The following is a 21,718-nucleotide window of genomic DNA, read 5'->3' as shown; positions in this document are numbered from 1 at the left end:
TGCACCGGCTTGTTTATTCCACTCGAAGCCGACCCCACACCTCATTGATACAACCGATCAAATTCTTTCACCCTCCCGCAGAATTCGATCGGAAAATCATAAAGTCAGGACAGAGCTCCGGTGACTCCGGAACCTGGTCGAAGGCGAGCCCTAGGCCTTCGCCGTCCTGGACCGGGTCGAACCGGCGGAGCCCTTCGTCACCGCCTTCGCCCTGCCCGCCACGGCCGACAGCGGGCGGGCGACGTCCTCCAGGGAACGGCGTTCCGCCCCTACCGCGAGGAACGCGGCGACCAGGCCGGCCAGGCACATCAGGGACGCGCCGATCTGGAAGGCGAGGACCGTGTCGCCGACCTTGCCGGTGCTGGTGAGGTCGGCGAACAGCAGGGGGCCGCTGATGCCGCCGGCGGCGGTGCCGAGGGCGTAGAAGAAGGCGATGGACATCGCCCGGGTCTCCATCGGGAAGATCTCGGAGACGGTCAGGTAGGCGCTGGAGGCGCCCGCCGAGGCGAAGAACAGCACCGCGCACCAGCATGCTGTCAGGGTGCCCGCGCTGAGCGAGCCCCGGTCGAAGAACCAGGCCGTGCCGAACAGGAGCAGGCCGGACAGCAGGTAGGTCGAGGAGATCATCACCCGGCGGCCGACGGTGTCGAAGAGCTTGCCGAGCAGCAGCGGGCCGCAGAAGTTGCCGATGGCGATGACCGCGAAGTAGTAGCCGGTGTGGTCGGCCGGGACGTCGAAGAACTTGGTGAGGATCGCGCCGAAACCGAAGGTGATGGCGTTGTAGAGGAACGCCTGGCCGATGAAGAGGGAGAAGCCGAGCGTGGCCCGCTTGCGGTACTGGCCGAAGACCGTGCGGGCGATCTCCAGGAAGCCGACGGTCTTGCGCTGGCGGATCTCCAGCTCGCCCTCGGGCTCCGCGAGCGGCTCGCCCTTCTCGGCCTCGACCCGCTGTTCGATCGAGGAGACGATGTCCTCCGCCTCGCGTTCCCTGCCGTGGATCAGCAGCCAGCGCGGGCTCTCGGGCACATGGCGTCGTACGAGCAGGATCACCAGGGCGAGGACGGCGCCGAGTGCGAAGGTCAGGCGCCAGCCGACGTTCGCGGCGAGCAGGCCGGTGTTCAGGGCGACGATCGACAGCAGCGAACCGCCGACCGCGCCGAGCCAGAAGCTGCCGTTGATGATCAGGTCGACGCGGCCGCGGTAGGTCGCGGGGATCAGCTCGTCGATCGCGGAGTTGATCGCCGCGTACTCGCCGCCGATGCCGAAGCCGGTCAGGAACCGGAAGAGGAAGAACCACCAGGCCTCGGTGGACAGGGCGGTCAGCGCGGTCGCCGCGAGGTACACCGCCAGGGTGATCATGAAGAGTTTCTTGCGGCCGAAGCGGTCGGTCAGCCGGCCCCAGAACAGGGCCCCGATGCAGGCGCCCGCCACGTACAGCGCGGCCGCGATGCCGGTGACCTGACCGGAGGAGATCGACAGCCCGCTGCCCGGCTCGGACAGGCGGCTCGCGATATTGCCGACGACCGTCACTTCCAGGCCGTCGAGGATCCACACGGTGCCCAGGCCGACGACGATCGTCCAGTGCCAGCGGGACCAGGGCAGGCGGTCGAGCCGGGCGGGGATGCGGGTGGTGACGGTCCGGCCGGTCGGGGCCTCGGCTGCTGTGGTCATGGACTCCCTCCTCCTGACCTTCTCCTCGAGGTCGGAGTGCGGGTTCCCGTGACCTGCGCCCCTACGCTCCTACGCCCCCAGGACCCGCGACACCGTGAAGATCAGCAGCCCCACCAGCGAGCCCACCACGGTGCCGTTGATCCGGATGAACTGGAGGTCACGGCCGATGTGGGCCTCGATCTTGCGGGTGGTGTGCTCGGCGTCCCAGCTCGCCACCGTGTCGGTGATCAGGGAGGTGATCTCCTTGCGGTAGGTGGTGACGACGTGCACCGCCGCGCCCTCGACCCAGCTGTCGACCTTGTCCTGGACCATGGGCTCGACGGCCATCCGGGAGCCAAGGGAGAGCAGGGAGGCGCGGACACGCAGCCGCAGTTGGCTGCGCTCGTCCTCGGCCGCGGAGACGATCATGGCACGTACCGCGGTCCAGGCGGACGCGATCAGGTCCTGGACCTCGCCGCGGCCCAGCACCTCGCCCTTGAGGCGCTCCACGCGCGCGCGGGTGTCCGTGTCGGACTGGAGGTCGGAGGCGAAGTCGGTGAGGAAGCGGTCGAGGGCGCCGCGCGCGGGGTGGGAGGGCATGTCCCGCATCTCCGTGCAGAAGCGCAGCAGCTCCTTGTAGACGCGTTCGCCGACCTTCTTGTCGACGAAGCGCGGGGTCCAGCCGGGGGCGCCGCCCTGGACGGCGTCCATCACGCTGTCGCCGTGCAGGACGAGCCAGTCGTGGGCGCGGGCGACCACCAGGTCGACGACCCGTTTGTGGCCGCCGTCCGCGACGATCTTCTCCAGCATCTTGCCGATGCCGGGCGCGATCTCCTGGGCGTCGGCGCGGCGGGTGATCGCCTCGCCGACCACCGCCTGCACGTCCTGGTCGCGCAGTACGGTCAGCGCGCCGCGCAGGGCGGTGGCCAGTTCGGCGGTCACCCGGTCCGCGTGTTCCGGTTCCGCCAGCCAGGCGCCCAGCCGGCTGCCGATGCCGACGGCACGCAGCCGCTGCCGTACGACGTCGTGGGAGAGGAAGTTCTCGCCGACGAACTCGCCCAGGGAGACGCCCAGGGCGTCCTTCTTGGTGGGGATGATCGCGGTGTGCGGGATGGGCAGGCCGAGCGGGTGGCGGAAGAGGGCGGTGACCGCGAACCAGTCGGCCATGGCACCGACCATGCCCGCCTCGGCGGCCGCGGCGACATAGTCCGCCCAGGCGCCCGCGCCCTCGTGGGAGGCCACCTTGGCGAGGACGTACACCACGGCCACGAACAGCAGCATCGCGGTCGCCGTGAGCTTCATGCGCCGCACCCCGCGCTGCCGCTCCTCGTCGGCGGGGGTGAAGGCGGTCATGGTGCGGTAGGACGCCGTGCCGCCAGGTGTCCCCGGGGCCGTTCCCGGCGTCCCCGGTGTCCCTGAGGCCGCTTGCGTTCTCGTTTCCCTACGTTCCATCTGCTCCACCCGTCCGGTGATCCCGCACACAATTGTCCCTTCCTGACCTACTCCCGGAACAGAAAAGGAGTTCCCGGCGTCTGTGTGGGCGGGTCCATGACGCATCATGGGCTCATCAGATCGGAGCCTTGGGCTCCCATCGCCCGAGGAGAACAACACAAGAATGACCAAGCGTCATGCCGGGGGTGCGGGGGTGTCCCCCGCCAAGCACGGCGCCCTGCTCAGTGCGCTCGTCGCATTGGTCGTGGCCCTGTCCGCCGCCATCTACGTCGGGGTCGCGGCCGACGAAGGCACCTCCAGCGGCACCGTCGCCGACGGCCGCCCCCACCACGGCACCGCCGTCGCCCCCGCCTCCACCGGCACCTGGGTCGGCGCCTGGTCCACCTCCCCGGCGGGAGCCGAACCCGGCACGGAGACGAACGGCATGGCGGGCCGCTCGGTGCGCAACGTCGTACACGCCGGCACCGGGGGTACGAGTGCCCGCGTCACGCTGTCCAATCTCTACGGCCAGTCCCCGCTGACCATCACGCACGCCACGATCGCGGCCGCCGCCGACGACAACACGGCGGCGGCAGCTGCGGAAACGATGCGGCGGCTCACCTTCGGCGGCAACACCACCGTCGTCATCCCGGCCGGCGGTCAGACGGTGAGCGACACGGTCCGCGTCACCATCCCCCTCGGCACGGACGTCCTGGTCACCACCTACTCCCCCACCCCCTCGGGCCCGGTGACCTACCACCCGCACGCGCAGCAGGTGTCGTACATCGCGGTGGGCGACCACACCGAGGACACCACGGCCGCCACCTACACCGAACAGACGCCGTACTGGCGTTACCTGACGGCCCTTGACGTGCTGAGCAACGAGTCCGACGGCACCGTCGTCGCGCTCGGCGACTCCATAACCGACGGCATAACCTCCACCGTGGGCGCCAACCACCGCTGGACCGACGTGCTCGGCGAACGGCTGCGCACGGCCGTCGAGAGCGGCGCCGACCTGCCCCGCTACAGCGTCGTCAACCAGGGCATCAGCGGCAACCAGGTCCTCGCCGACGGCCTCGGGCGGCCCGCCGACAACCAGAGCGGGCTCGGCCGCTTCGGCCGTGACGTGCTCTCCCGTACGAACGTCAAGGTCGTCGTCATAGACCTCGGCGTCAACGACATCCTGCGCAACCCGAAGCTCGCCGACCCCGCGAAGGTCACCGCCGGTCTGCGCACCCTGGTCCGCCAGGCCCACGCCCGCGGCCTGAGGGTCGTCGGCGCCACCCTGATGCCGTTCGGGGGCCACCGCGGCTACACGCCGGCCCGTGAGGCGGTGCGCGAGCAGATCAACGCCGAGATACGCGCGGGCCGGGTCTACGACGCCGTGGTCGACTTCGACAAGGCCCTGCGGGACCCGTACAACCCGCGCCGGCTGCGCTCCGACTACGACTCGGGCGACCACCTGCACCCGAGCGACCAGGGCTTCCGGAAGATGGCCGAGGTGTTCGACCTGCGCGAGCTGAAGGGCGCCGGGCAGGCGCAGCTGTAGGCGCCGCCCCGCGGAACCATGTGGCCGGGGAGCGGCTCAGCGCTCCCCGTGCCGGCGGTGCTCCCGCTCCTCGCGGCGGGACTCCCGCTCCTCGCGGCGACGCTCACGCAGCTCGTGCCGGGCCTCGTGCAACTCGTGCCGCTCCGCCCCGCGGTCCAGCTTCTCCTGGCGCCGCTCCTCCTTGAGGCGGGCCCGCTCGGCCCGGGTCCGCTTGCGTTCGATGCCGACGCCGCCCCAGAAGGCGAAGCCCGACACGATCACCCGCGGAGCTCCCGGCTCCGCGGGGACGCCGTCCTCGCGGTGGTCGAAGCCGCCCATGATCCCGAAGCCGCGCACGACGACCTCGACGCCGGGCGGCACCACGATCTGCATCCCGCCCATGATCGCGACGCAGTTGATCTCCACCTCGGGGTCCGCGAAGTCCGCCTCCCGCAGGTCGATCTCCCCGCCGCCCCAGAAGGCGAAGCAGTTGAACCGCTTCGGCACCGTCCAGCGCCCCTTGCGCTGGAAGCCGGACATGATGGCGACGGCCCCCGCGGACGAGCCCTCGCCGCCCACGATCCGCCCCGCCCAACTCCCGTCCGGGGCAGGCTCCTTGCGCATGGACACGGCGGGCGCGGTACCCGTACCGGCACCGGGCGCCGGCAGGTCGCGGGTGATCGGCGTCAGCTCCCCGTAGGTGCGCGCCTTGTACGTCGCGTCCAGCCGCTCCTCGAACTCCTCCATGTCGAGCCGCCCTTCGGCCAGGGCGTCCCGCAGGATCTCGGTGACTCGTTCACGATCGGCGTCAGAGGCACGGAGTTCCGGGGCATCGTCGGTCATGACAGCAGCCTACGAGTTCGCCGCGCGCAGGGCTATGACACCGGCTCCTCCCGGCTGCCGCCCCGCGCCCCCCGCGCCGACTTCTCCGACTGCTCGGCGTACATCGTCGCGATCACCGCCTCGATGTCCGGCTCCCGCACCGACAGGTCCACCAGCGGATACTCCGCCGCGACCCGCGCCACCAGCGGCGCCGCCGACTGCGCGGCGGGAAACGCCAGCCACTGCCGGGGCCCTTCGACCTTGACCACCCGTGCCTCCGGCACCTCGATCGGCGGCAGCTCCCGCTCCAGGTCCACCACCAGGGTCCGCTCGCTCTCCCCCACCTCGTGCAGGCCCGCGAGCGGACCGTCGTACATCAGACGGCCGTGGTCGATGACCATCACCCGCGAGCACAGCTGCTCGATGTCCTGGAGGTCGTGCGTGGTCAGCAGGACCGTCGTGCCGCGCTCGGCGTTCAGCTCCCGCAGGAAGCCACGCACCTTGGCCTTGGAGATGACGTCCAGGCCGATGGTCGGCTCGTCGAGGTAGAGCACCTCGGGGTCGTGCAGCAGCGCCGCCGCGATGTCGCCGCGCATCCGCTGGCCGAGGGAGAGCTGACGGACCGGCACGTCCAGCAGATCGGACAGCTCCAGGAGTTCCACGCAGCGCTCCAGGTTCTCCTTGTACCGCCGGTCCGGGACGCGGTACATGCGGTGCACCAGCCGGTAGGAGTCGATCAGCGGCAGGTCCCACCACAGCGTCGTACGCTGCCCGAACACCACCCCTATGCGGTGCGCCAGGCGGGAGCGCTCGCGGGAGGGGTCGATGCCGGCGACCCGCAGCCGGCCGCCGCTCGGGGTCAGGATGCCCGTCAGCATCTTGATCGTCGTCGACTTCCCGGCACCGTTCGGGCCGATGTAGCCCACCATCTCACCGCGCGCCACACGGAAGGAGATCGAGTCGACCGCCCGCACCTGCCGGCGCTCCCGTTTCAGGAAGCCGGTCTTCCTGCGGACGTCGAAGACCTTCTCGACGCGGTCGAGTTCGATGAAGTCACTGTCCACTGCGACGTCGTTGCCCATTGCGAGGTCCATTGCGAGCTAACTCCCTGTACTCCGATACGACCGAAGCCCCGTCCGCCACGCCAGCCCTGCCAGCGCGCAGCAGCCCACCGCCACCAGCGGCGAGGTGAACGCCGTCCACGCCGGCAGGCCGAGCGGATAGGGCCGCCCCAGCACATAGCTCGCGGGCAGCCAGTTGACGAAGGCCAGCGGCAGTACGAAGGTCACCCCGCGCACCAGCTCCTTCGCGAACACCGTGGGCGGGTACTGGAGCAGGGTGGTGCCGCCGTAGGTGAACGCGTTCTGCACCTCGGAGGCGTCCTGCGCCACGAACTGGAAGGCCGCCCCGGCCACGAACACCGCGCAGAAGATCCCGGTGCCGCTGAGCATCATGAGCGGCATCAGCAGCAGCTTCGGCACGCTCCAGTCGATGTCGACCGTGCTCAGGGCGTAGCCGAGGACCAGCACGCTCTGCGTGATCCGGCCCAGGCGGCGCAGGCCGAAACGGTCGGCGGCCACCTGCGCCAGCACCGGCGCGGGACGCACCAGCAGTGTGTCCAGGGTGCCGTCGCGGACCCGGCGGCCCAGCCGGTCCATCGAGCCGATCGCCAGATCGGCCAGGCCGAACGCCACACCGGACAGGCCGTAGAGGAAGGCCACCTCGGGCAGCGAGTAGCCGCCGAGCACGTCGACCCGGGAGAACATCAGCAGGATCGCCACGAAGTCCAGCCCGGTCGCCGCGAAGCTCCCGATCGTGGTCATGATGAAGGAGGCCCGGTAGGCCATCGTGGAGCGGATCCACATCCCGGCGATCAGCCGGTAGGCGCGCACACCCTCGGCGAGCCGGCCGGTCTCAGCCACCCTGGACCACCACCCGCCGTGTCGCCACCGACTGCACCAGTCGCCCCGTCGCCAGCAGCGCCACCGCCCACGCCCCCTGGAACGCGAACGTGTGCCACGGGTCGGCGTGGCCGAGCAGTACGTCCGCGGGTGCCTGGAGGAGCGACGACCACGGCAGGGCCCGTACGATCTCGCCGAGCGCGCCCGGGAAGACGTTCAGCGGGAGTGTCATCCCCGAGCAGAACACGCCGACGATCCACGCCATCTGCGTCATACCGGTCCCGTCCAGCAGCCAGAACGCGCTCAGCGCCACCAGGAACCGGATCCCGAAACCGACCAGCGCCGCGAGCAGCACGGTGCACAGGAAGGCGGCCCAGGTCGTCACGTCGGCGGGCAGGGCCACCGGATAGCACAGCGCCCCGAACACGAACGGGATCACTCCCCGGCCCAGCAGTTGGAACAGCGCCCGGCCCAGATCGGCGGCCAGCCACCACAGTTGCAGGTCGGCGGGCCGGTACAGGTCGATTGCCACGTCACCCGTACGGATACGTTCCATGAGCTCGTCCTCGACGCCGCCGCCCGAGATCGCCAGCGTGGCGAACAGCGCCTGCCCGAGCCACACATAGGTCACCGCCTGCGCCTGGTCATAGCCCCCGAGGTGGGGCCGCTGGTCCCACAGGGCCAGGTACGTGTAGACGAGGATCAGGCCGAAGGCCGTGTTGGTGAACACCCCTGCCGCAGTGGCCGCGCGATACGTCGCGTACCGTCTGAAACCCCCGGCCGCGACGGCCGCGTACAACCGTCCCGCGCCCACGTCTATCTACCTCCCGGAGCCTTTGACACCGAAGCGCAGGAGCCTACTGCGCGGCCGGTCCGGCCGGCCACGCATTTTCCCGCCGGACGCGCGCCGGAATCCGGGAACGGAACGCTTGGTGCGAGAGTCTTCACTCGGGGGTGCAGAAGGCGTACGAGTGCGTACGGCGACACGACGTTACACAGGAGTCCGTGCACGACATGAGTGACGAGCCGCAGCCGCAGCAGCCGAACAAGGGCGGGGCGCCGAGAGAGCCAATGGCGGCTGAAGGGCCTGGGGAGCCGGAGGGCCGGGAGGAGACGGCGGACAGGGGCGACGAAGCCGATAGGACCGACAAGGCCGACCGGAACGGTGAGAACGGCGACCAGGGCGAGAACGACGCCCCGGCCGCCGGGGAAGGCCGGACGGGCAAGGGCGGTACCGATGCCCCGGCGGCGAAGGCAGCCGCGGAGCCCGGGGCGGCCGAGAGGACCCAGACCCTCCGGCGCATCAAGGCGACCCAGGCGACTCCCTCGGCCCCGAAGGGGACGGCCACTCCGGCGACCCCTGCTGCTCCGCCGGCTCCGTCGGCGCCCTCGGCCAAGGGGAGCGCAGCGGCCAAGGCGCCCGGGGAGCCCGAGGCTGCGGAGAAGACCCAGGTCCTCCGCCGTATCAAGGCGACCCAGGCGACTCCCGCGACTCCGCCGGCTCCCGCAGCCGCGGCGGGTTCGGCGGCCCCGGCTGCCCCGAACAGCCCGGTGGCCCCCGCTGCCGCGGCGGGTTCGGCGGGTTCGGCGGGTTCGGCGGCCAAGGCTGCTGAGGGAGCTGAGGCAGCCGAGAAGACCCAGGTCCTCCGCCGTATCAAGGCGACTCAGGCGACGCCGGCAGCCCCCGCAGGCCCCGCAGGCCCAGCGACCCCCGCGGCTTCGGCAGGTCGCGCGGCCATGGCGAGTCCGACGCCCCCCGCGCCCCCGGTGTCCCGGCAGCCCAAGGCGGGCGGCAGGACCCAGGCGACCACCGCGGCCCAGGCGGCGCACGAGTCCGAGGCCCCCGCGACCACCCGGATCCCCCGGCAGACCGCCCCGGCCCCTGCCGCAGCCACCCCCACGGGCAGCGCGGCCGACGGCGGGAGCGACGGGACCGGCAAGGGCAAGAAGCCCAAGCGCCCCAAGCGCACCGGCTGGCGCCGGCTGATCCCGACCTGGCGGATGGTGCTCGGCACCTTCGTCATCGGCGTACTGCTGCTCTTCGGCCTGTTCTTCCTCGGCTACTCGATGGTGAAGATCCCGCCGGCCAACGCACTCGCCATGAAGCAGAGCAACGTCTTCCTCTACGCGGACGGCTCCCAGCTGGCCCGCGACGGCGAGATCAACCGGGAGAACGTCACCCTCGCCCAGATCTCCAAGGACGCCCAGCACGCCGTCCTGGCCGCCGAGGACCGCGACTTCTACACCGAGTCCGCCGTCGACCCGAAGGCAATGATCCGCGCCGCCTGGAACACCGCGACCGGCAAGGGCAAGCAGTCCGGCTCGACGATCACCCAGCAGTACGTGAAGAACTACTACCTCGCGCAGGAACAGACCGTCACGCGCAAGGCCAAGGAGTTCTTCATCTCGATCAAGCTGGACCGCAACAAGAGCAAGGACCAGATCCTCGAGGGCTACCTCAACACCAGCTACTTCGGCCGCAACGCCTACGGCATCCAGGCCGCCGCCCAGGCCTACTACGGCCAGGACGCCGCCGGCCTCGACCCGGCCCGCGCCGCCTACCTCGCCGCGCTGGTCAACGCGCCCAGCGAGTACGACGTCGTCGCCCACCCCGAGAACAAGTCGGCGGCTGTCGCCCGCTGGAACTACGTTCTCGACGGCATGGTCAAGAAGGGCTGGCTGAGCCAGTCGAAGCGGACCGGCATGAAGTTCCCGATGCCGAAGGAGCAGACGACCTCCACCGGTCTGTCCGGGCAGCGCGGCTACATCGTCTACGCGATCAAGGACTACCTCACCCAGAACAAGATCCTCACCAAGGACCAACTCGAGGCCGGCGGCTACCGGATCACGACGACCCTCCAGAAGAGCAAGCAGAACGCCTTCGTGAAGGCCGTCGACGACAAGCTGATCTCCAAGCTGGACAAGAAGAACAACAAGGTCGACAACTACGTCCGCGCGGGCGGCGCCTCCGTCGACCCCAAGACCGGCAAGGTCGTCGCGATGTACGGCGGCATCGACTTCGTCAAGCAGTACACCAACGGCGCGACCCGGGGTGACTACCAGGTCGGCTCCACCTTCAAGCCGTTCGTGTTCACCTCGGCGGTCCAGAACGGTTCGACCACGCAGTCCGGCCAGACCATCACGCCGAACACGTACTACGACGGCACCAACCAACGGACCGTGCAGGGCTGGAGCGGCGGCGCCTACGCCCCGGAGAACGAGGACTCCAAGTCGTACGGCGAGATCACCGTGCGCAAGGCGACCGACCTGTCCGTGAACTCGGTGTACGCGCAGATGGCCGTCGACGTCGGCCCGGCCAAGGTCAAGCAGACCGCGGTCGACCTCGGCATCCCGTCCGGCACCAAGGACCTCCAGCCCTACCCGTCCATCGCGCTCGGCACGGCCACCGCGAGCGTCCTGGACATGGCGGAGGCGTACGCCACGCTCGCCAACCACGGCAAGCACGGCACGTACACGATGATCGAGAAGATCACCAAGGACAACAAGAACGAGGTGCGGCTGCCCGAGCAGACGACCAAGCAGGCCGTCAGCCGCGAGGCCGCCGACACCACGACCTCCATCCTCCAGAGCGTCGTCCAGACCGGCACCGCGACCGCCGCCCAGCAGGCCGGCCGTCCCGCCGCCGGCAAGACGGGCACCGCGGAGGAGGACACGGCGGCCTGGTTCGCGGGCTACACCCCCGACCTCGCCACGGTCGTGTCCGTCATGGGCCAGGACCCGGTGACGGCCGCCCACAAGCCGCTGTACGGCGCCCTCGGCCTGCCCCGCATCAACGGTGGCGGCGCGCCCACCGAGATCTGGGCGCAGTACACCCAGGCCGCGCTGAAGGGTAAGACGGCGAGCGACTTCGACCTGGAGCTCCAGCAGGGCGCGGACGTCCAGGCGCCCAGTTCCAAGGCGCCCACCCAGCCGGCCACCGGCGGCACCACCGACGGCGGCACCCCGACCACCGGCAGCCCGGACACCGAGGGCCAGACGGCCGGCCAGACGGACGGCGGCACCACCGCGGGCACCACCGACGGCGGCACCCCGACCGACGGCGGCAACACCGCGGGCACGGCCGACGGCGGCACCACCACCGGCACGGAAGACGGCGGCGACACCGCGGGCACGGCCGACGGCGGCACCACCACCGGCACGGGAGACGGCGGCGAGACCGCGGGCACGGGGGACGGCGGCACACCGACGGACGGCGCCCCCGGAGGCACGGGGGACACCGAGGGCGCCTTCGCTCCGCAGATGGCGGCCAGACGTCAGTGACCGCGAACACGTGAAAGGGCTGGTGACCGGAGACGGTCACCAGCCCTTCCGTTGTTCCGCGTACCGCGTACCGCGTACCGCTACAGATACAGCCCCGTGGAGTCCTCGGACCCCTCGAACCGGTCCGCGGCCACCGCGTGCAGATCACGCTCGCGCATGAGCACGTACGCGACGCCCCGCACCTCGACCTCGGCCCGGTCCTCCGGGTCGTACAGGACACGGTCGCCCGGCTCCACGGTCCGTACGTTCTGACCGACCGCGACGACCTCCGCCCAGGCCAGCCGGCGCCCGACCGCCGCCGTCGCGGGGATCAGGATGCCGCCGCCCGAACGCCGCTCGCCCTCGCCGGTCTCCTGCCGGACCAGAACCCGGTCGTGCAGCATCCGGATGGGCAGCTTGTCGTGATGGGTGCTGTGGTCGTTTCTGTTGGCGCTCACGTTCTCGAACCTACCTGCCTTTGCCGCGCGCGGACGCCGCCGGGTCAGCCCTTACGACGGCGAGTCCCCAGGGCGAGCAGCCCGACGAGCCCGACGGCCACGAGCGCGACGGGCACGACACGCTCCAGCCGGGGTGCTCCCTCCTCGTCCACGAACTGGGCCCGCACCTCGCTCACGGCCCGGTTGACCTGGATGTAGGCGAGCCCGAGGGTGTGGTCGATGTTCGAGACCACCTTGGCCTTGGCGTCTCCGACGATGGTCTTGGGATGCACCCGCACCCCGATCTCGTCCAGCGTCTCGGACAGCACCTCGCGGCGGCGCTTGATGTCCGCCTCGATCTGCGCCGGTGTTCTGGTGTCCGACGTCTCCGCCACCGTACGGCCTCCGAAGTCTGCTGAGTGCGCTTTGTGCTGGACAGTCTGTCAGCTCCGTGGCCGGCAGCACCGTCAGGACCCCCGGTTACGCTAGATCGATGAGCGAGCGACTCCAGCCCGGGGACGTGGCCCCCGCCTTCACCCTGCCCGACGCCGACGGCACCGAGGTGTCCCTGGCCGACCACAAGGGCCGCAAGGTCATCGTCTACTTCTACCCCGCGGCACTCACTCCAGGCTGCACCAAGCAGGCCTGCGACTTCACCGACAACCTCGACCTCCTGGCCAGCGCGGGCTACGACGTCATCGGCATCTCCCCCGACGCCCCCGAGAAGCTCGCGAAGTTCCGCGAGAAGGAATCCCTCAAGGTCACCCTCCTCGGCGACCCCGACAAGACCGCCATCGAGGCCTACGGCGCCTACGGCGAGAAGAAGAACTACGGCAAGACCTACCTCGGCGTCATCCGTTCCACGATCGTCGTGGACGAGGAGGGCAAGGTCGAACGGGCCCTGTACAACGTCCGCGCGACGGGCCACGTGGCGAAGATCATCAAGGACTTGGGGATCTGAGGCCTCCACCGCACGTTTCTGCTGCTCGGCGACCCGCATCTGGAGGACCTGGTGCGGGTCGTTTTCCATTCCGGGCGTGACTGCCCGATAAGCGGTTCGGGCGGCGGCCGCCACCGCCAACAGCGTCCGCGGTGTGGCCCGTTCACTGGGCGTGCCGGACGACAGCCGCTCACGCGCCACGCCGGCCCGCATGCTGCGCACCCACGGGATCGACATCGAGTGACGGAGACGTGGTGCCGCCGGAAGGGAGCGGTGCCTCTCGCCGGGTAGTCCTTCCAACCCGTAGACTGAGCGCCGCCGGTCGAGCGCGATGACCGTTTTTGAGCGGCCGTGATGGAATTTGGCAGTCATGCTGGGTTTAGGTCCCAGTGGGTTCACACCCGTGTGGGTTCGAGTCCCACCGGCCGCACACACCTAGAGGGGCCGTCCGACCGGACGGCCCTTCCGCTACCCCTCAGCCCAGCAGTTCCCGCACCACCGGCACCAACGCCCGGAACGCCTTCCCCCGGTGGCTGATCGCGTTCTTCTCCTCGGGCGTGAGTTCCGCGCAGGTTCGTGAGTCGCCGTCCGGCTGGAGGATCGGGTCGTAGCCGAAGCCGTTGGTGCCGGTCGGGGTGTGGCGAAGGGTGCCGCGGAGTTGGCCCTCGACGACCTGTTCCCGTCCGTCCGGGAGGGCCAGGGCCGCCGCGCAGGCGAAGTGGGCGGCGCGGTGTTCGTCGGCGATGTCGGAGAGCTGGGCGAGGAGCAGGTCGAGGTTGGCCTTGTCGTCGCCGTGGCGGCCTGCCCAGCGGGCCGAGAAGATGCCGGGGGCACCGTTGAGGACGTCCACGCAGAGGCCGGAGTCGTCGGCGACGGCGGGCAGGCCGGTGGCCTGGGCGAGGGCGTGGGCCTTGAGGAGGGCGTTCTCGGCGAAGGTGACGCCGGTTTCCTTGACGTCGGGGATGTCGGGGTAGGCGTCCGCGCCGACGAGTTCGTGGGGCAGGCCTGCGTCGGCGAGGATCGCCCTGAGTTCGGTGATCTTTCCGGCGTTGCGGGTGGCGAGGATCAGGCGGGTCATGCTCCCAGTATCAGGGGGCGCAGACCTTCGTCAGTTCGCCGGTCGCGTCGGTGACCGGGCTGAGGTCGGGGGTCTTGTCGCCGTCCTTGATCGCTGTGCGGACGTTGTCGACGGCCTTGTCCAGGTCGTCGACCGCCTTGTTGACGTCGGCGTTGTCCGTCTTGCCCCCTATCTCGTCGAGATCCTTGTCGATGGAGTCGAGCGAGGCGTCGGCACGCTTCGGATTGACGACCGCGTGCGCGGCCGCGAACTGTAAGTCGGTGACGTCGTCGGCGATGGAGTGCGCGGTCTGCATGCAGTCCAGGGCCTTGTCGACGGTGGTGGAGCAGCTGTTGGCGAGGCAACCGGTGAGTGCGGCGGTGGCCGCGGCGAAGGCGATCGCGTTGTGTCGGAGTCGGCGTGCGGCCATGGCTGGGTTCCCTCCCCTGGTCGGGCCCCCGCGGGAGGCCCCCGTTGGTATCCGTCGGGACGCGGGGGCGGGGGGCCGGGTTGCGTGCGCCGACCGCCCCGCCTGATGCTCCCGACGCCGGCTAGGGGACGTCTCGAGTGCTGCCTGAGAACCGCCTGAGGCCGGCTACTTCGCGAGGACCGTCTCGAGCGCCTTGCGCTGGAGGTCGGCCAGCTCGGTGCAGCCGGCGACGGCGAGGTCGAGCAGGGCGTTGAGTTCGTCGCGGGCGAAGGGTTCGGCCTCGGCGGTGCCCTGGACCTCGACGAAGCGGCCGTCGCCGGTGCAGACGACGTTCATGTCGGTCTCGGCCTTGACGTCCTCCTCGTAGCGGAGGTCCAGCAACGGCACCCCGCCGACGATGCCCACCGAGACCGCCGACACCGTGCCGGTCAGCGGCTGGCGGCCGGCCTTGATGAGCTTCTTGCCCTGGGCCCAGGCGACGGCGTCGGCGAGGGCGACGTACGCGCCGGTGATGGCGGCGGTGCGGGTGCCGCCGTCGGCCTGGAGGACGTCGCAGTCGAGGACGATGGTGTTCTCGCCGAGCGCCTTGTAGTCGATGACGGCGCGCAGGGAGCGGCCGATGAGGCGGCTGATCTCGTGGGTCCGGCCGCCGATGCGGCCCTTGACGGACTCGCGGTCGCCGCGGGTGTTGGTGGAGCGGGGCAGCATGGCGTACTCCGCGGTGACCCAGCCCTCGCCGCTGCCCTTGCGCCAGCGGGGGACGCCTTCGGTGACGGAGGCCGTGCAGAAGACCTTGGTGTCGCCGAAGGAGACGAGGACGGAGCCCTCGGCGTGCTTGCTCCAGCCGCGTTCGATGGTGACCGGGCGGAGCTGTGCGGGGGTGCGGCCGTCGATTCGAGACATGGCGATGAGCCTAGTCGCAGATGGGGACGGGGCTCCTCCCGCGGTGGGAGGAGCCCCGTCCGGGTGAGCCGGGGGGAGGGCTCACATCATGTCTTCGATCTCCGCCGCGATCGGGTCGGCGTCGGTGCCGATGACGACCTGGATGGCGGTGCCCATCTTGACGACGCCGTGGGCGCCGGCGGCCTTCAGGGCGGACTCGTCGACCAGCGAGGGGTCGGCGACCTCGGTGCGCAGCCGGGTGATGCAGCCCTCGATCTCCTCGATGTTGTCGATGCCGCCGAGCCCGGCGACGATCTTCTCAGCCTTGCTGGCCATGTCCGTCTCCCTGAATTCCCTGGTCCGAACCGCTGTGTCGCGGTAATCACAGTTGGTCCGATTTCGCTCGCTTTCATGTCGGACATACCGAATGATGGCGATCGCGACAGTGGAACCGAACCGTATCGACTGGTCTACACCAGCTGACCGACGGCCGCCAAGCCCGGCAGGCGGCGGGCGTCCCTGATTGGGAATGGCGGGTTCCTTATGCCGCCTTCATCTGCTACAACATGGTCTACACCACTGGGTGGTGTAGACCAGAGACGCCGCCGTCCTCCCTCCCCACGCTCCGGGGCGGCGCCATGCCCAATGGAGGAAGTATGAGCACCGCCACCGCGCCAGCGGCGGTCCCCACGAAGAAGCGGGGATCCGGCCTGTTCCAGGGCCTGCAGAAGGTCGGCCGCAGCCTTCAGCTCCCGATCGCCGTGCTCCCGGCCGCGGGCATCCTGCTTCGGCTGGGCCAGCAGGACGTGCACGACAAGCTCAATCTGCCCGACAAGGTCACTGCGGTGTTCGCCACGGCCGGTGGCGCGATCTTCGACAACCTGCCGCTGCTGTTCTGCATCGGTGTCGCGATCGGCTTCGCCAAGAAGGCGGACGGCTCCACCGCGCTGGCCGCCCTGGTCGGCTTCCTGGTCTACAGCAACGTCCTGAAGGCGTTCCCGGTCACCGAGGCGAAGATCCAGAAGGGCGCGGACATAGCCGCGACCTACAACAACCCCGGGGTCCTCGGTGGCATCCTGATGGGTCTGCTGTCCGCCGTGCTGTGGCAGCGCTACCACCGCAAGAAGCTGGTGGACTGGCTCGGCTTCTTCAACGGCCGCCGTCTGGTCCCGATCATCATGGCCTTCGTCGGCACCGCCATGGGCGTCTTCTTCGGGCTGGTCTGGAAGCCGATCGGCGAGGGCATCTCGAACGTCGGCGAGCAGATCACCGGTCTCGGCGCCGCCGGTGCCGGTCTGTTCGGTCTGATCAACCGCGGGCTGATCCCGATCGGCATGCACCAGTTCGTGAACTCCGTCGCCTGGTTCCAGATCGGCGACTTCAAGGACTCCGCCGGCACGGTCGTGCACGGCGACCTCACCCGCTTCTTCGCCGGTGACGCGACCGCCGGACAGTTCATGTCGGGCTTCTTCCCCATCATGATGTTCGGCCTCCCGGCCGCCGCGATCGCCATCGCGCACTGCGCCCGCCCCGAGCGCCGCAAGGCCGTGCTGGGCATGATGATCTCGCTCGCGCTGACCTCCTTCGTGACCGGTGTGACCGAGCCGATCGAGTTCTCGTTCATGTTCATCGCCCCGGTGCTGTACGCGATCCACGCGGTGCTCACCGCCCTGTCCATGGCGATCACCTGGGCGCTCGGCGTGCACGCGGGCTTCACCTTCTCCGCGGGCTTCATCGACTACGCGCTCAACTGGAACCTCGCCACCAAGCCCTGGTTGATCATCCCCATCGGCCTGGTGTTCGCGGCGATCTACTACTCGGTCTTCCGCTTCGCCATCACCAAGTGGAACCTCCCCACCCCGGGCCGGGAGCCCGAGGAGGAGGTCGAGGACCTCACCAAGGCGTGAGTCCCGCCCCGGCGTGACGGAGGCCCCGGAACCGCGGAGGTTCCGGGGCCTTCACGTACGCGGGAGTCAGATCTCGTACGACTTCCTCGGCACCGCCAGCTCGACCGGCCCGTCGAAGACCTCACGGGCGTCGGTCAGGTTGGCCCGGGGGTCGGTCCACGGGGGGATGTGGGTGAGGATCAGGCGGCGGGCGCCGGCGCGGGCGGCTGTCTCGCCGGCCTCGCGGCCGTTGAGGTGGAGGTCGGGGATGCTCTCCTTGCCGTGCGTGAACGCGGCCTCGCACAGGAACAGGTCGGCGTCCCGGGCCAGCGTGTCGAGCGCCTCGGTGACGCCGGTGTCGCCGGAGTACGTCAGCGACTTCCCGCCGTGCTCGATGCGGATGGCGTACGCCTCCACGGGGTGGCGGACCCTCTCGGTGTGCACGGTGAACGGGCCGATCTCGAACGTGGACGGCTTCACCGTGTGGAAGTCGAAGACCTCGCTCATGGAGGAGGCGGTGGGGGTGTCCGCGTAGGCCGTGGTCAGGCGGTGCTCGGTGCCCTCGGGGCCGTAGACCGGGATCGGGTCGCAGCGGCCGCCGTCGTGGCGGTAGTAGCGCGCCACGAAGTACCCGAGCATGTCGATGCAGTGGTCGGCGTGCAGATGGCTGAGGAAGATCGCGTCGAGGTCGTAGAGACCGCAGTGGCGCTGCAACTCGCCCAGGGCGCCGTTGCCCATGTCGAGAAGCAGCCGGAAGCCGTCGGCCTCGACGAGGTAGCTCGAGCAGGCCGATTCCGCGGACGGGAACGACCCCGAGCAGCCGACGACGGTGAGCTTCATGAAGCAGAAACCTCCGCTGGCGGGACAACCGGGATAACCGGGATAAGGGGCGAAATTGGGGGCTGACAGGGGTCGTGCGGTCCGTCGAGCGTAAGGCGCAAAAGCGCCGGTCGCTCCTCCGCCAGGGGCCGTTGTGGGCGAACTCACCTGTGCTGTCACCGGTTCGGCTGGACCCTGGGCGCAAAAGGCTTACGAGAGGGCGCGCATTGATAATCGCGCGCCGGTAACGTCATCCGTATGGACACGTCCTGGTGGCTCGCGCTCGCGGCAGTGGTATTGCTCGCGCTGGTAGCCACGCTAGTCGACGGCTGGGGGCGGGGCCGCCGGCCGCCGCGGCGCAGGACCCGCCCGCCGGGCCACCCCGAGGGCTTCCACGGCCAGGCGGCGGCCCGTCCGCACCCCGGGGACATCTGGTGGGCCAACGTCCCCTACGAGGACGGTCCGGGTGGCAAGGATCGGCCCTGCCTGGTGCTGGCGGTGCGCGGCAACCGGGCGACCGTCGCGAAGATCACCAGCAAGTACCACGACGAGCGCGCCGGGGTGATCCCGCTGCCGCCGGGTTCCGTCGGGGACGCGCACGGGCGGCCGAGCTTCCTGGAGACGGACGAGCTCAGGCACGTGGCGGTGTGGGACTTCCGGCGCCGGGTGGGCGTGGTGGACCCGGTCCTGTGGGACCAGGTACGGCACTTGGCGGGCTGAGCGCGCCGCCCCGGAGGCCGCGTGTCAGCGGACCTCCACGGTCACCGTCCAGTCCTGGATGCCCTTGCAGGACATCTGGCCGGGGCGGCTCGCGCACAGCGGGCGGGACGAGGTCAGGCGGGCCGTGCCGGGTGCGACGGCCTCGAACGCGGCGACCGCGTCGCCCGGCTGGATCACGAACCCCGGGTTGGTGGCCTTCAGCGCGCCGCCCTCTTCGGTGACCGGTTTCCAGGGCCGGTCCTTGGTGCCGTCCAGGGTGAGCCGGAGCACCTGGCCCTTGGCGAGGCAGACGGTACGGCCGTTGTCGGTGGCGTCGAGCTGGGTGCGGGGGGTGCAGGACCCGGCGGACCCCGGCCCGGTCGGGGGCGAGGACGGCGAGGCCGACGGTGACGTGCTCTGGGACGCCGAGTCGCTCGGGGCCGGGGACTGCGACTGCGAGGGTGACTGCGACTGCGAAGGTGACACCGAGCCGCTGCCGGCCTCCCCTCCCCCGTCCTGCGAGCCGCAGCCGGCGAGGAGCAGCGCCGCCGCGGTGGCGGCGACGGCGAAGGTGCGGTGGAGCGTCGTACGGGGCATCGGGTGACGGCGCATGGGGGTCCGCCCTTTCCGCGGTGACCGGTCCTGGTACGGATGTGACGTACCGGACGCGCATCCGGATCCACGGAGGACCCCGGCCGTCGTGGCCGGGGCCCTCCTCGCAGCGGCGGTGCGTCAGCTGGTCGTCATGGCCGTGTCGTCCAGGACGAAGCTGGTCTGGAGCGAGGAGTCCTCGGCCCCGCTGAACTTCAGCGTGACCGTGGACCCGGCGTACGAGGACAGGTCGAATGACTTCTGGGTGTAGCCGGAAGCCTGGTTGAGGTTGGAGTAGGTGGCCAGGGTGGTCGAACCTGCGGTCACCGTGAGCTTGTCGTAGGCGGTGCTGGTGCTGGTCTCCGCCGTGTCGACGTGCAGGTAGAAGGTGAAGGTGGCCTTGCAGCCGGAGGGGATGGTCACCGACTGGGACAGCGTGTCGGTGTGCGTGGAGCCGTAGCCGTCGAGCCAGGCGTAGTACGAGCCGCCGTGGGCCGTCTCACCGCTGTCGTTGGTGATGACACCGCTGGAGGCGGTCCAGGTGGTGTTGCCGGACTCGAAGCCGGGGTTGCCGAGCAGCTGCGCCGAGGTGCAGGTGCCGCCGCCTCCGCCGGCGCTCACCGTCCAGGTGAAGGAGGCCGAGCCGGAGGCGCCGGTGGAGTCGGTCGCGGTGACGGTGACGCCGTAGGTGCCCGCGGTGGACGCCGTACCGGAGATCAGGCCGGTGGAGCTGTTGATCGACAGGCCGGTCGGCAGGCCGCTCGCGCTGTAGGTGAGGGTGGCGCCCGCGCTGTCGCTGGCTTTGATCTGGAGGCTGGCCGAGCCGCCGGTGGTGGTCGACTGGCTGCCGGGGTTGGTGACGGTCACCGTGTTGCCGGTGCTGGTGCCGGAGGTGAAGGCGGCGGTGCCGTCGGGGGTGCCCCAGCCGGTCGGGCCGTCGTATCCGGTGGCCGCGGTGCAGAAGTACGAGGTCGAGCAGCTGCCGTTGTTGCCGCTGGTGACGTCGTACAGGTTGCCGGTGTGGCTGTAGGGGTACTTCGCCGGGTAGTCGCCGGGGCCCGGGGTGCCGGCGAGGGCGTACACGCCCGCGATGATGGGCGCCGAGGCGCTGGTGCCGCCGTAGACCGCCCAGCCGGAGCCGCCGTAGGTGTCGTAGACCGCGACGCCGGTGGCCGGGTCGGCGACGGCGGAGACGTCGGCCTCCATGCGCTTGGAGCAGCCGGTGTCGGTCTGCCAGCTCGGCTTCGCGTCGTACGAGGAGCAGCCGGAGCCGGTGCCCTCGGAGCTGGACGTCTTCCACACCGACTCGGTCCAGCCGCGGGAGTTGGAGGACGTGGACAGTGCGGTGCCGCCGACGGCGGTGACGTACTGGGAGGTCGCCGGGTATTCGGCGCCGTAGCCCTCGTCGCCCGAGGAGACGGTGATGGCGACGCCGGGGTGCTTGAAGTAGGAGGTGTCCTCGCTGGTCTGGGAGGAGGACTCGGAGCCGCCCCAGCTGTTGGAGACGAACTTGGCGCCGAGCGCGACGGCCTCGTTCTCGGCGGTGCCGAGGTCGGAGTCGGTCGCGGAGTTGGCCTCGACGAGGATGATGTTGCAGTTGGGGCAGACCGCGCTGACCATGTCGATGTCCAGCGCCTCCTCGCCCGCCCAGCCGCTGTCGTTGGACGGCAGGGAGGTGGTGGAGCCGGTCTGGCTGACCTGCTTGAAGCAGCCGTTGGCGACGGTGCACGCCGACAGGCCGTACGTCGAGCGGTAAGTGGCCAGGTCGGAGGCCGCGTTGGGGTCGTTGTAGGCGTCGACGACGGCGACGGTCAGGCCGGAGCCGCCGGTCGAGGGCAGGGCGTACGCGCTGTGCAGGTTGGCCGGGCTGAGGCCGGAGGGCGCGGCGGCGACCGCGGCGGCGAGCCGCTGCCTGATGTCGGTGCGGCGCTGGGCGAAGCAGGCGGCGTGACCGGGCTTCGCGGTGGCGCACAGGTGCGTGGTGGGCACCTTCTGGCCGGCCTTGCCGGTGGAGTGGAAGGTCTGCCGCTCGGGGGCGGTCAGGGCCTTGGCGTTCTGGGCGGTGCGGGAGGTGTGCGCGGCGGCGGGGGCGGCCTGGGCCCCGGCCGTGGGTGCCGCGACGAGTCCGGCGACGGTGAGGGCGAGGGCGGGCATGGCGACGGCGAGGAGTCTGCGCAGGCTCCGTCTCCGCCTGCTCGGGCGTGACTCACGCATGGGGTTCTGCCTCCATCGGTGGGGTCGAACTGGATGGGCAGGCCCGTGACGCGCGTAGCGGCGGCGAAACCGCGCAGTCATGAGCATGACATTTCTGGGGAGGGGAACACCCCGCGTGCCGAGCCGAGCAAGACATGACAGGGTGCGGGCAGAACGTAGCCCCCGCGGCCG

20 protein-coding genes and 1 tRNA gene are annotated in these 21,718 nt (G+C 70.4%); 6 read left to right on the top strand and 15 right to left on the bottom strand.

The genetic code is table 11. The annotated features are described in order from the left end of the window. Positions 1-150: 150 nt before the first annotated feature. Complete coding sequence (locus tag ACWGJM_RS12490; protein WP_453411622.1) at positions 151-1,671, bottom strand: MFS transporter; 1,521 nt, start codon at positions 1,669-1,671, stop codon at positions 151-153. A gap of 69 nt (positions 1,672-1,740) precedes the next feature. Continuing rightward, the gene (locus ACWGJM_RS12485; protein ID WP_453411621.1) at positions 1,741-3,003 is read right to left on the bottom strand and encodes a DUF445 domain-containing protein; all 1,263 of its coding nucleotides are present in this window, start codon (positions 3,001-3,003) and stop codon (positions 1,741-1,743) included. A 262-nt stretch (positions 3,004-3,265) separates the two neighbouring features. On the opposite strand from ACWGJM_RS12485, the gene ACWGJM_RS12480 reads away from it, so the two are divergent. Then, the gene (locus ACWGJM_RS12480) at positions 3,266-4,630 is read left to right on the top strand and encodes an SGNH/GDSL hydrolase family protein (RefSeq protein ID WP_453411620.1); all 1,365 of its coding nucleotides are present in this window, start codon (positions 3,266-3,268) and stop codon (positions 4,628-4,630) included. A gap of 36 nt (positions 4,631-4,666) precedes the next feature. On the opposite strand, the gene ACWGJM_RS12475 is transcribed toward ACWGJM_RS12480, so the two are convergent. From ACWGJM_RS12475 to ACWGJM_RS12460, 4 genes are read right to left on the bottom strand one after another with little or no spacing between them, the layout of a single operon-like run. Continuing rightward, positions 4,667-5,452, bottom strand: coding sequence for a DUF1707 SHOCT-like domain-containing protein (locus ACWGJM_RS12475; RefSeq protein ID WP_453411619.1), 786 nt, complete (start codon positions 5,450-5,452; stop codon positions 4,667-4,669). A gap of 32 nt (positions 5,453-5,484) precedes the next feature. Continuing rightward, complete coding sequence (locus tag ACWGJM_RS12470; protein ID WP_453411618.1) at positions 5,485-6,525, bottom strand: ABC transporter ATP-binding protein; 1,041 nt, start codon at positions 6,523-6,525, stop codon at positions 5,485-5,487. A 6-nt stretch (positions 6,526-6,531) separates the two neighbouring features. Further along, positions 6,532-7,296: an ABC transporter permease gene (locus ACWGJM_RS12465; RefSeq protein ID WP_453411765.1), complete on the bottom strand. Its 765-nt coding sequence runs from the start codon at positions 7,294-7,296 to the stop codon at positions 6,532-6,534. 49 nt (positions 7,297-7,345) lie between these two features. After that, entirely contained in the window at positions 7,346-8,152 is an 807-nt protein-coding gene (locus tag ACWGJM_RS12460) for an ABC transporter permease (protein ID WP_453411764.1), read from the bottom strand. A 917-nt stretch (positions 8,153-9,069) separates the two neighbouring features. Between ACWGJM_RS12460 and ACWGJM_RS12455 the strand changes: the two genes are divergently transcribed. Beyond that, positions 9,070-11,613 (top strand): transglycosylase domain-containing protein, encoded by a 2,544-nt coding sequence (locus ACWGJM_RS12455; RefSeq protein WP_453411617.1) that lies wholly within the window; start codon positions 9,070-9,072, stop codon positions 11,611-11,613. Positions 11,614-11,693: 80 nt separating this feature from the next. Here ACWGJM_RS12455 and ACWGJM_RS12450 read toward each other — a convergent pair whose 3' ends face one another. Both ACWGJM_RS12450 and ACWGJM_RS12445 read right to left on the bottom strand, forming a co-directional pair. Beyond that, entirely contained in the window at positions 11,694-12,050 is a 357-nt protein-coding gene (locus tag ACWGJM_RS12450; RefSeq protein ID WP_453411616.1) for a GroES family chaperonin, read from the bottom strand. A 44-nt stretch (positions 12,051-12,094) separates the two neighbouring features. Beyond that, positions 12,095-12,424 carry a DUF3618 domain-containing protein gene (locus ACWGJM_RS12445; RefSeq protein ID WP_453411615.1) on the bottom strand — a complete coding sequence of 110 codons (330 nt, stop codon included), beginning with the start codon at positions 12,422-12,424 and terminating at the stop codon, positions 12,095-12,097. Positions 12,425-12,522: 98 nt separating this feature from the next. Between ACWGJM_RS12445 and bcp the strand changes: the two genes are divergently transcribed. Both bcp and ACWGJM_RS12435 read left to right on the top strand, forming a co-directional pair. Then, positions 12,523-12,990, top strand: coding sequence for a thioredoxin-dependent thiol peroxidase (gene bcp / locus ACWGJM_RS12440; RefSeq protein ID WP_453411614.1), 468 nt, complete (start codon positions 12,523-12,525; stop codon positions 12,988-12,990). A 324-nt stretch (positions 12,991-13,314) separates the two neighbouring features. Beyond that, positions 13,315-13,399: transfer RNA gene (locus ACWGJM_RS12435), tRNA-Leu, on the top strand. A gap of 45 nt (positions 13,400-13,444) precedes the next feature. On the opposite strand, the gene rdgB is transcribed toward ACWGJM_RS12435, so the two are convergent. From rdgB to ACWGJM_RS12415, 4 genes are all read right to left on the bottom strand, one after another. Further along, positions 13,445-14,047 (bottom strand): RdgB/HAM1 family non-canonical purine NTP pyrophosphatase, encoded by a 603-nt coding sequence (gene rdgB / locus ACWGJM_RS12430; protein WP_453411613.1) that lies wholly within the window; start codon positions 14,045-14,047, stop codon positions 13,445-13,447. A gap of 10 nt (positions 14,048-14,057) precedes the next feature. After that, on the bottom strand, positions 14,058-14,456 hold the full coding sequence (locus tag ACWGJM_RS12425) for a hypothetical protein (RefSeq protein ID WP_453411612.1): 399 nt from the start codon (positions 14,454-14,456) through the stop codon (positions 14,058-14,060). Positions 14,457-14,621: 165 nt separating this feature from the next. Beyond that, positions 14,622-15,359, bottom strand: coding sequence for a ribonuclease PH (gene rph / locus ACWGJM_RS12420; RefSeq protein ID WP_453411611.1), 738 nt, complete (start codon positions 15,357-15,359; stop codon positions 14,622-14,624). An 81-nt stretch (positions 15,360-15,440) separates the two neighbouring features. Further along, a complete protein-coding gene (locus ACWGJM_RS12415; RefSeq protein ID WP_132851550.1) occupies positions 15,441-15,674 on the bottom strand; it encodes a glucose PTS transporter subunit EIIB in 234 nt (77 codons plus the stop codon). A gap of 320 nt (positions 15,675-15,994) precedes the next feature. On the opposite strand from ACWGJM_RS12415, the gene ACWGJM_RS12410 reads away from it, so the two are divergent. Continuing rightward, complete coding sequence (locus tag ACWGJM_RS12410) at positions 15,995-17,245, top strand: PTS transporter subunit EIIC (protein ID WP_453411610.1); 1,251 nt, start codon at positions 15,995-15,997, stop codon at positions 17,243-17,245. A gap of 66 nt (positions 17,246-17,311) precedes the next feature. On the opposite strand, the gene ACWGJM_RS12405 is transcribed toward ACWGJM_RS12410, so the two are convergent. After that, on the bottom strand, positions 17,312-18,064 hold the full coding sequence (locus ACWGJM_RS12405; protein ID WP_453411609.1) for an MBL fold metallo-hydrolase: 753 nt from the start codon (positions 18,062-18,064) through the stop codon (positions 17,312-17,314). Between the two features lie 237 nt (positions 18,065-18,301). On the opposite strand from ACWGJM_RS12405, the gene ACWGJM_RS12400 reads away from it, so the two are divergent. Beyond that, positions 18,302-18,763, top strand: a complete 462-nt coding sequence (locus ACWGJM_RS12400; protein ID WP_453411608.1) for a type II toxin-antitoxin system PemK/MazF family toxin — start codon at positions 18,302-18,304, stop codon at positions 18,761-18,763. A 24-nt stretch (positions 18,764-18,787) separates the two neighbouring features. Here ACWGJM_RS12400 and ACWGJM_RS12395 read toward each other — a convergent pair whose 3' ends face one another. Both ACWGJM_RS12395 and ACWGJM_RS12390 read right to left on the bottom strand, forming a co-directional pair. Continuing rightward, a complete protein-coding gene (locus ACWGJM_RS12395) occupies positions 18,788-19,354 on the bottom strand; it encodes a hypothetical protein (RefSeq protein WP_453411607.1) in 567 nt (188 codons plus the stop codon). Between the two features lie 120 nt (positions 19,355-19,474). Further along, positions 19,475-21,547, bottom strand: a complete 2,073-nt coding sequence (locus ACWGJM_RS12390) for a putative Ig domain-containing protein (protein ID WP_453411606.1) — start codon at positions 21,545-21,547, stop codon at positions 19,475-19,477. Positions 21,548-21,718 lie beyond the last annotated feature (171 nt).

Source organism: Streptomyces sp. NPDC054834 (genome assembly GCF_053611185.1).
The sequence above is the reverse complement of the archived record's forward strand: the minus strand, read 5'-3'. Positions and strand labels throughout refer to the sequence as shown.

Bases quoted from the DNA above. Each gene is read 5' to 3' on its own strand.
- ACWGJM_RS12465 (WP_453411765.1), bottom strand. From the start codon at position 7,296: ATGTGGATCCGCTCCACGATGGCCTACCGGGCCTCCTTCATCATGACC.
- bcp (WP_453411614.1), top strand. From the start codon at position 12,523: ATGAGCGAGCGACTCCAGCCCGGGGACGTGGCCCCCGCCTTCACCCTG.
- ACWGJM_RS12485 (WP_453411621.1), bottom strand. From the start codon at position 3,003: ATGACCGCCTTCACCCCCGCCGACGAGGAGCGGCAGCGCGGGGTGCGG.
- ACWGJM_RS12490 (WP_453411622.1), bottom strand. From the start codon at position 1,671: ATGACCACAGCAGCCGAGGCCCCGACCGGCCGGACCGTCACCACCCGC.
- rdgB (WP_453411613.1), bottom strand. From the start codon at position 14,047: ATGACCCGCCTGATCCTCGCCACCCGCAACGCCGGAAAGATCACCGAA.
- ACWGJM_RS12455 (WP_453411617.1), top strand. From the start codon at position 9,070: ATGGCGAGTCCGACGCCCCCCGCGCCCCCGGTGTCCCGGCAGCCCAAG.
- ACWGJM_RS12390 (WP_453411606.1), bottom strand. From the start codon at position 21,547: ATGCGTGAGTCACGCCCGAGCAGGCGGAGACGGAGCCTGCGCAGACTC.
- rph (WP_453411611.1), bottom strand. From the start codon at position 15,359: ATGTCTCGAATCGACGGCCGCACCCCCGCACAGCTCCGCCCGGTCACC.
- ACWGJM_RS12475 (WP_453411619.1), bottom strand. From the start codon at position 5,452: ATGACCGACGATGCCCCGGAACTCCGTGCCTCTGACGCCGATCGTGAA.
- ACWGJM_RS12425 (WP_453411612.1), bottom strand. From the start codon at position 14,456: ATGGCCGCACGCCGACTCCGACACAACGCGATCGCCTTCGCCGCGGCC.
- ACWGJM_RS12415 (WP_132851550.1), bottom strand. From the start codon at position 15,674: ATGGCCAGCAAGGCTGAGAAGATCGTCGCCGGGCTCGGCGGCATCGAC.
- ACWGJM_RS12400 (WP_453411608.1), top strand. From the start codon at position 18,302: ATGGACACGTCCTGGTGGCTCGCGCTCGCGGCAGTGGTATTGCTCGCG.
- ACWGJM_RS12410 (WP_453411610.1), top strand. From the start codon at position 15,995: ATGAGCACCGCCACCGCGCCAGCGGCGGTCCCCACGAAGAAGCGGGGA.
- ACWGJM_RS12470 (WP_453411618.1), bottom strand. From the start codon at position 6,525: ATGGACCTCGCAATGGGCAACGACGTCGCAGTGGACAGTGACTTCATC.
- ACWGJM_RS12395 (WP_453411607.1), bottom strand. From the start codon at position 19,354: ATGCGCCGTCACCCGATGCCCCGTACGACGCTCCACCGCACCTTCGCC.
- ACWGJM_RS12480 (WP_453411620.1), top strand. From the start codon at position 3,266: ATGACCAAGCGTCATGCCGGGGGTGCGGGGGTGTCCCCCGCCAAGCAC.
- ACWGJM_RS12405 (WP_453411609.1), bottom strand. From the start codon at position 18,064: ATGAAGCTCACCGTCGTCGGCTGCTCGGGGTCGTTCCCGTCCGCGGAA.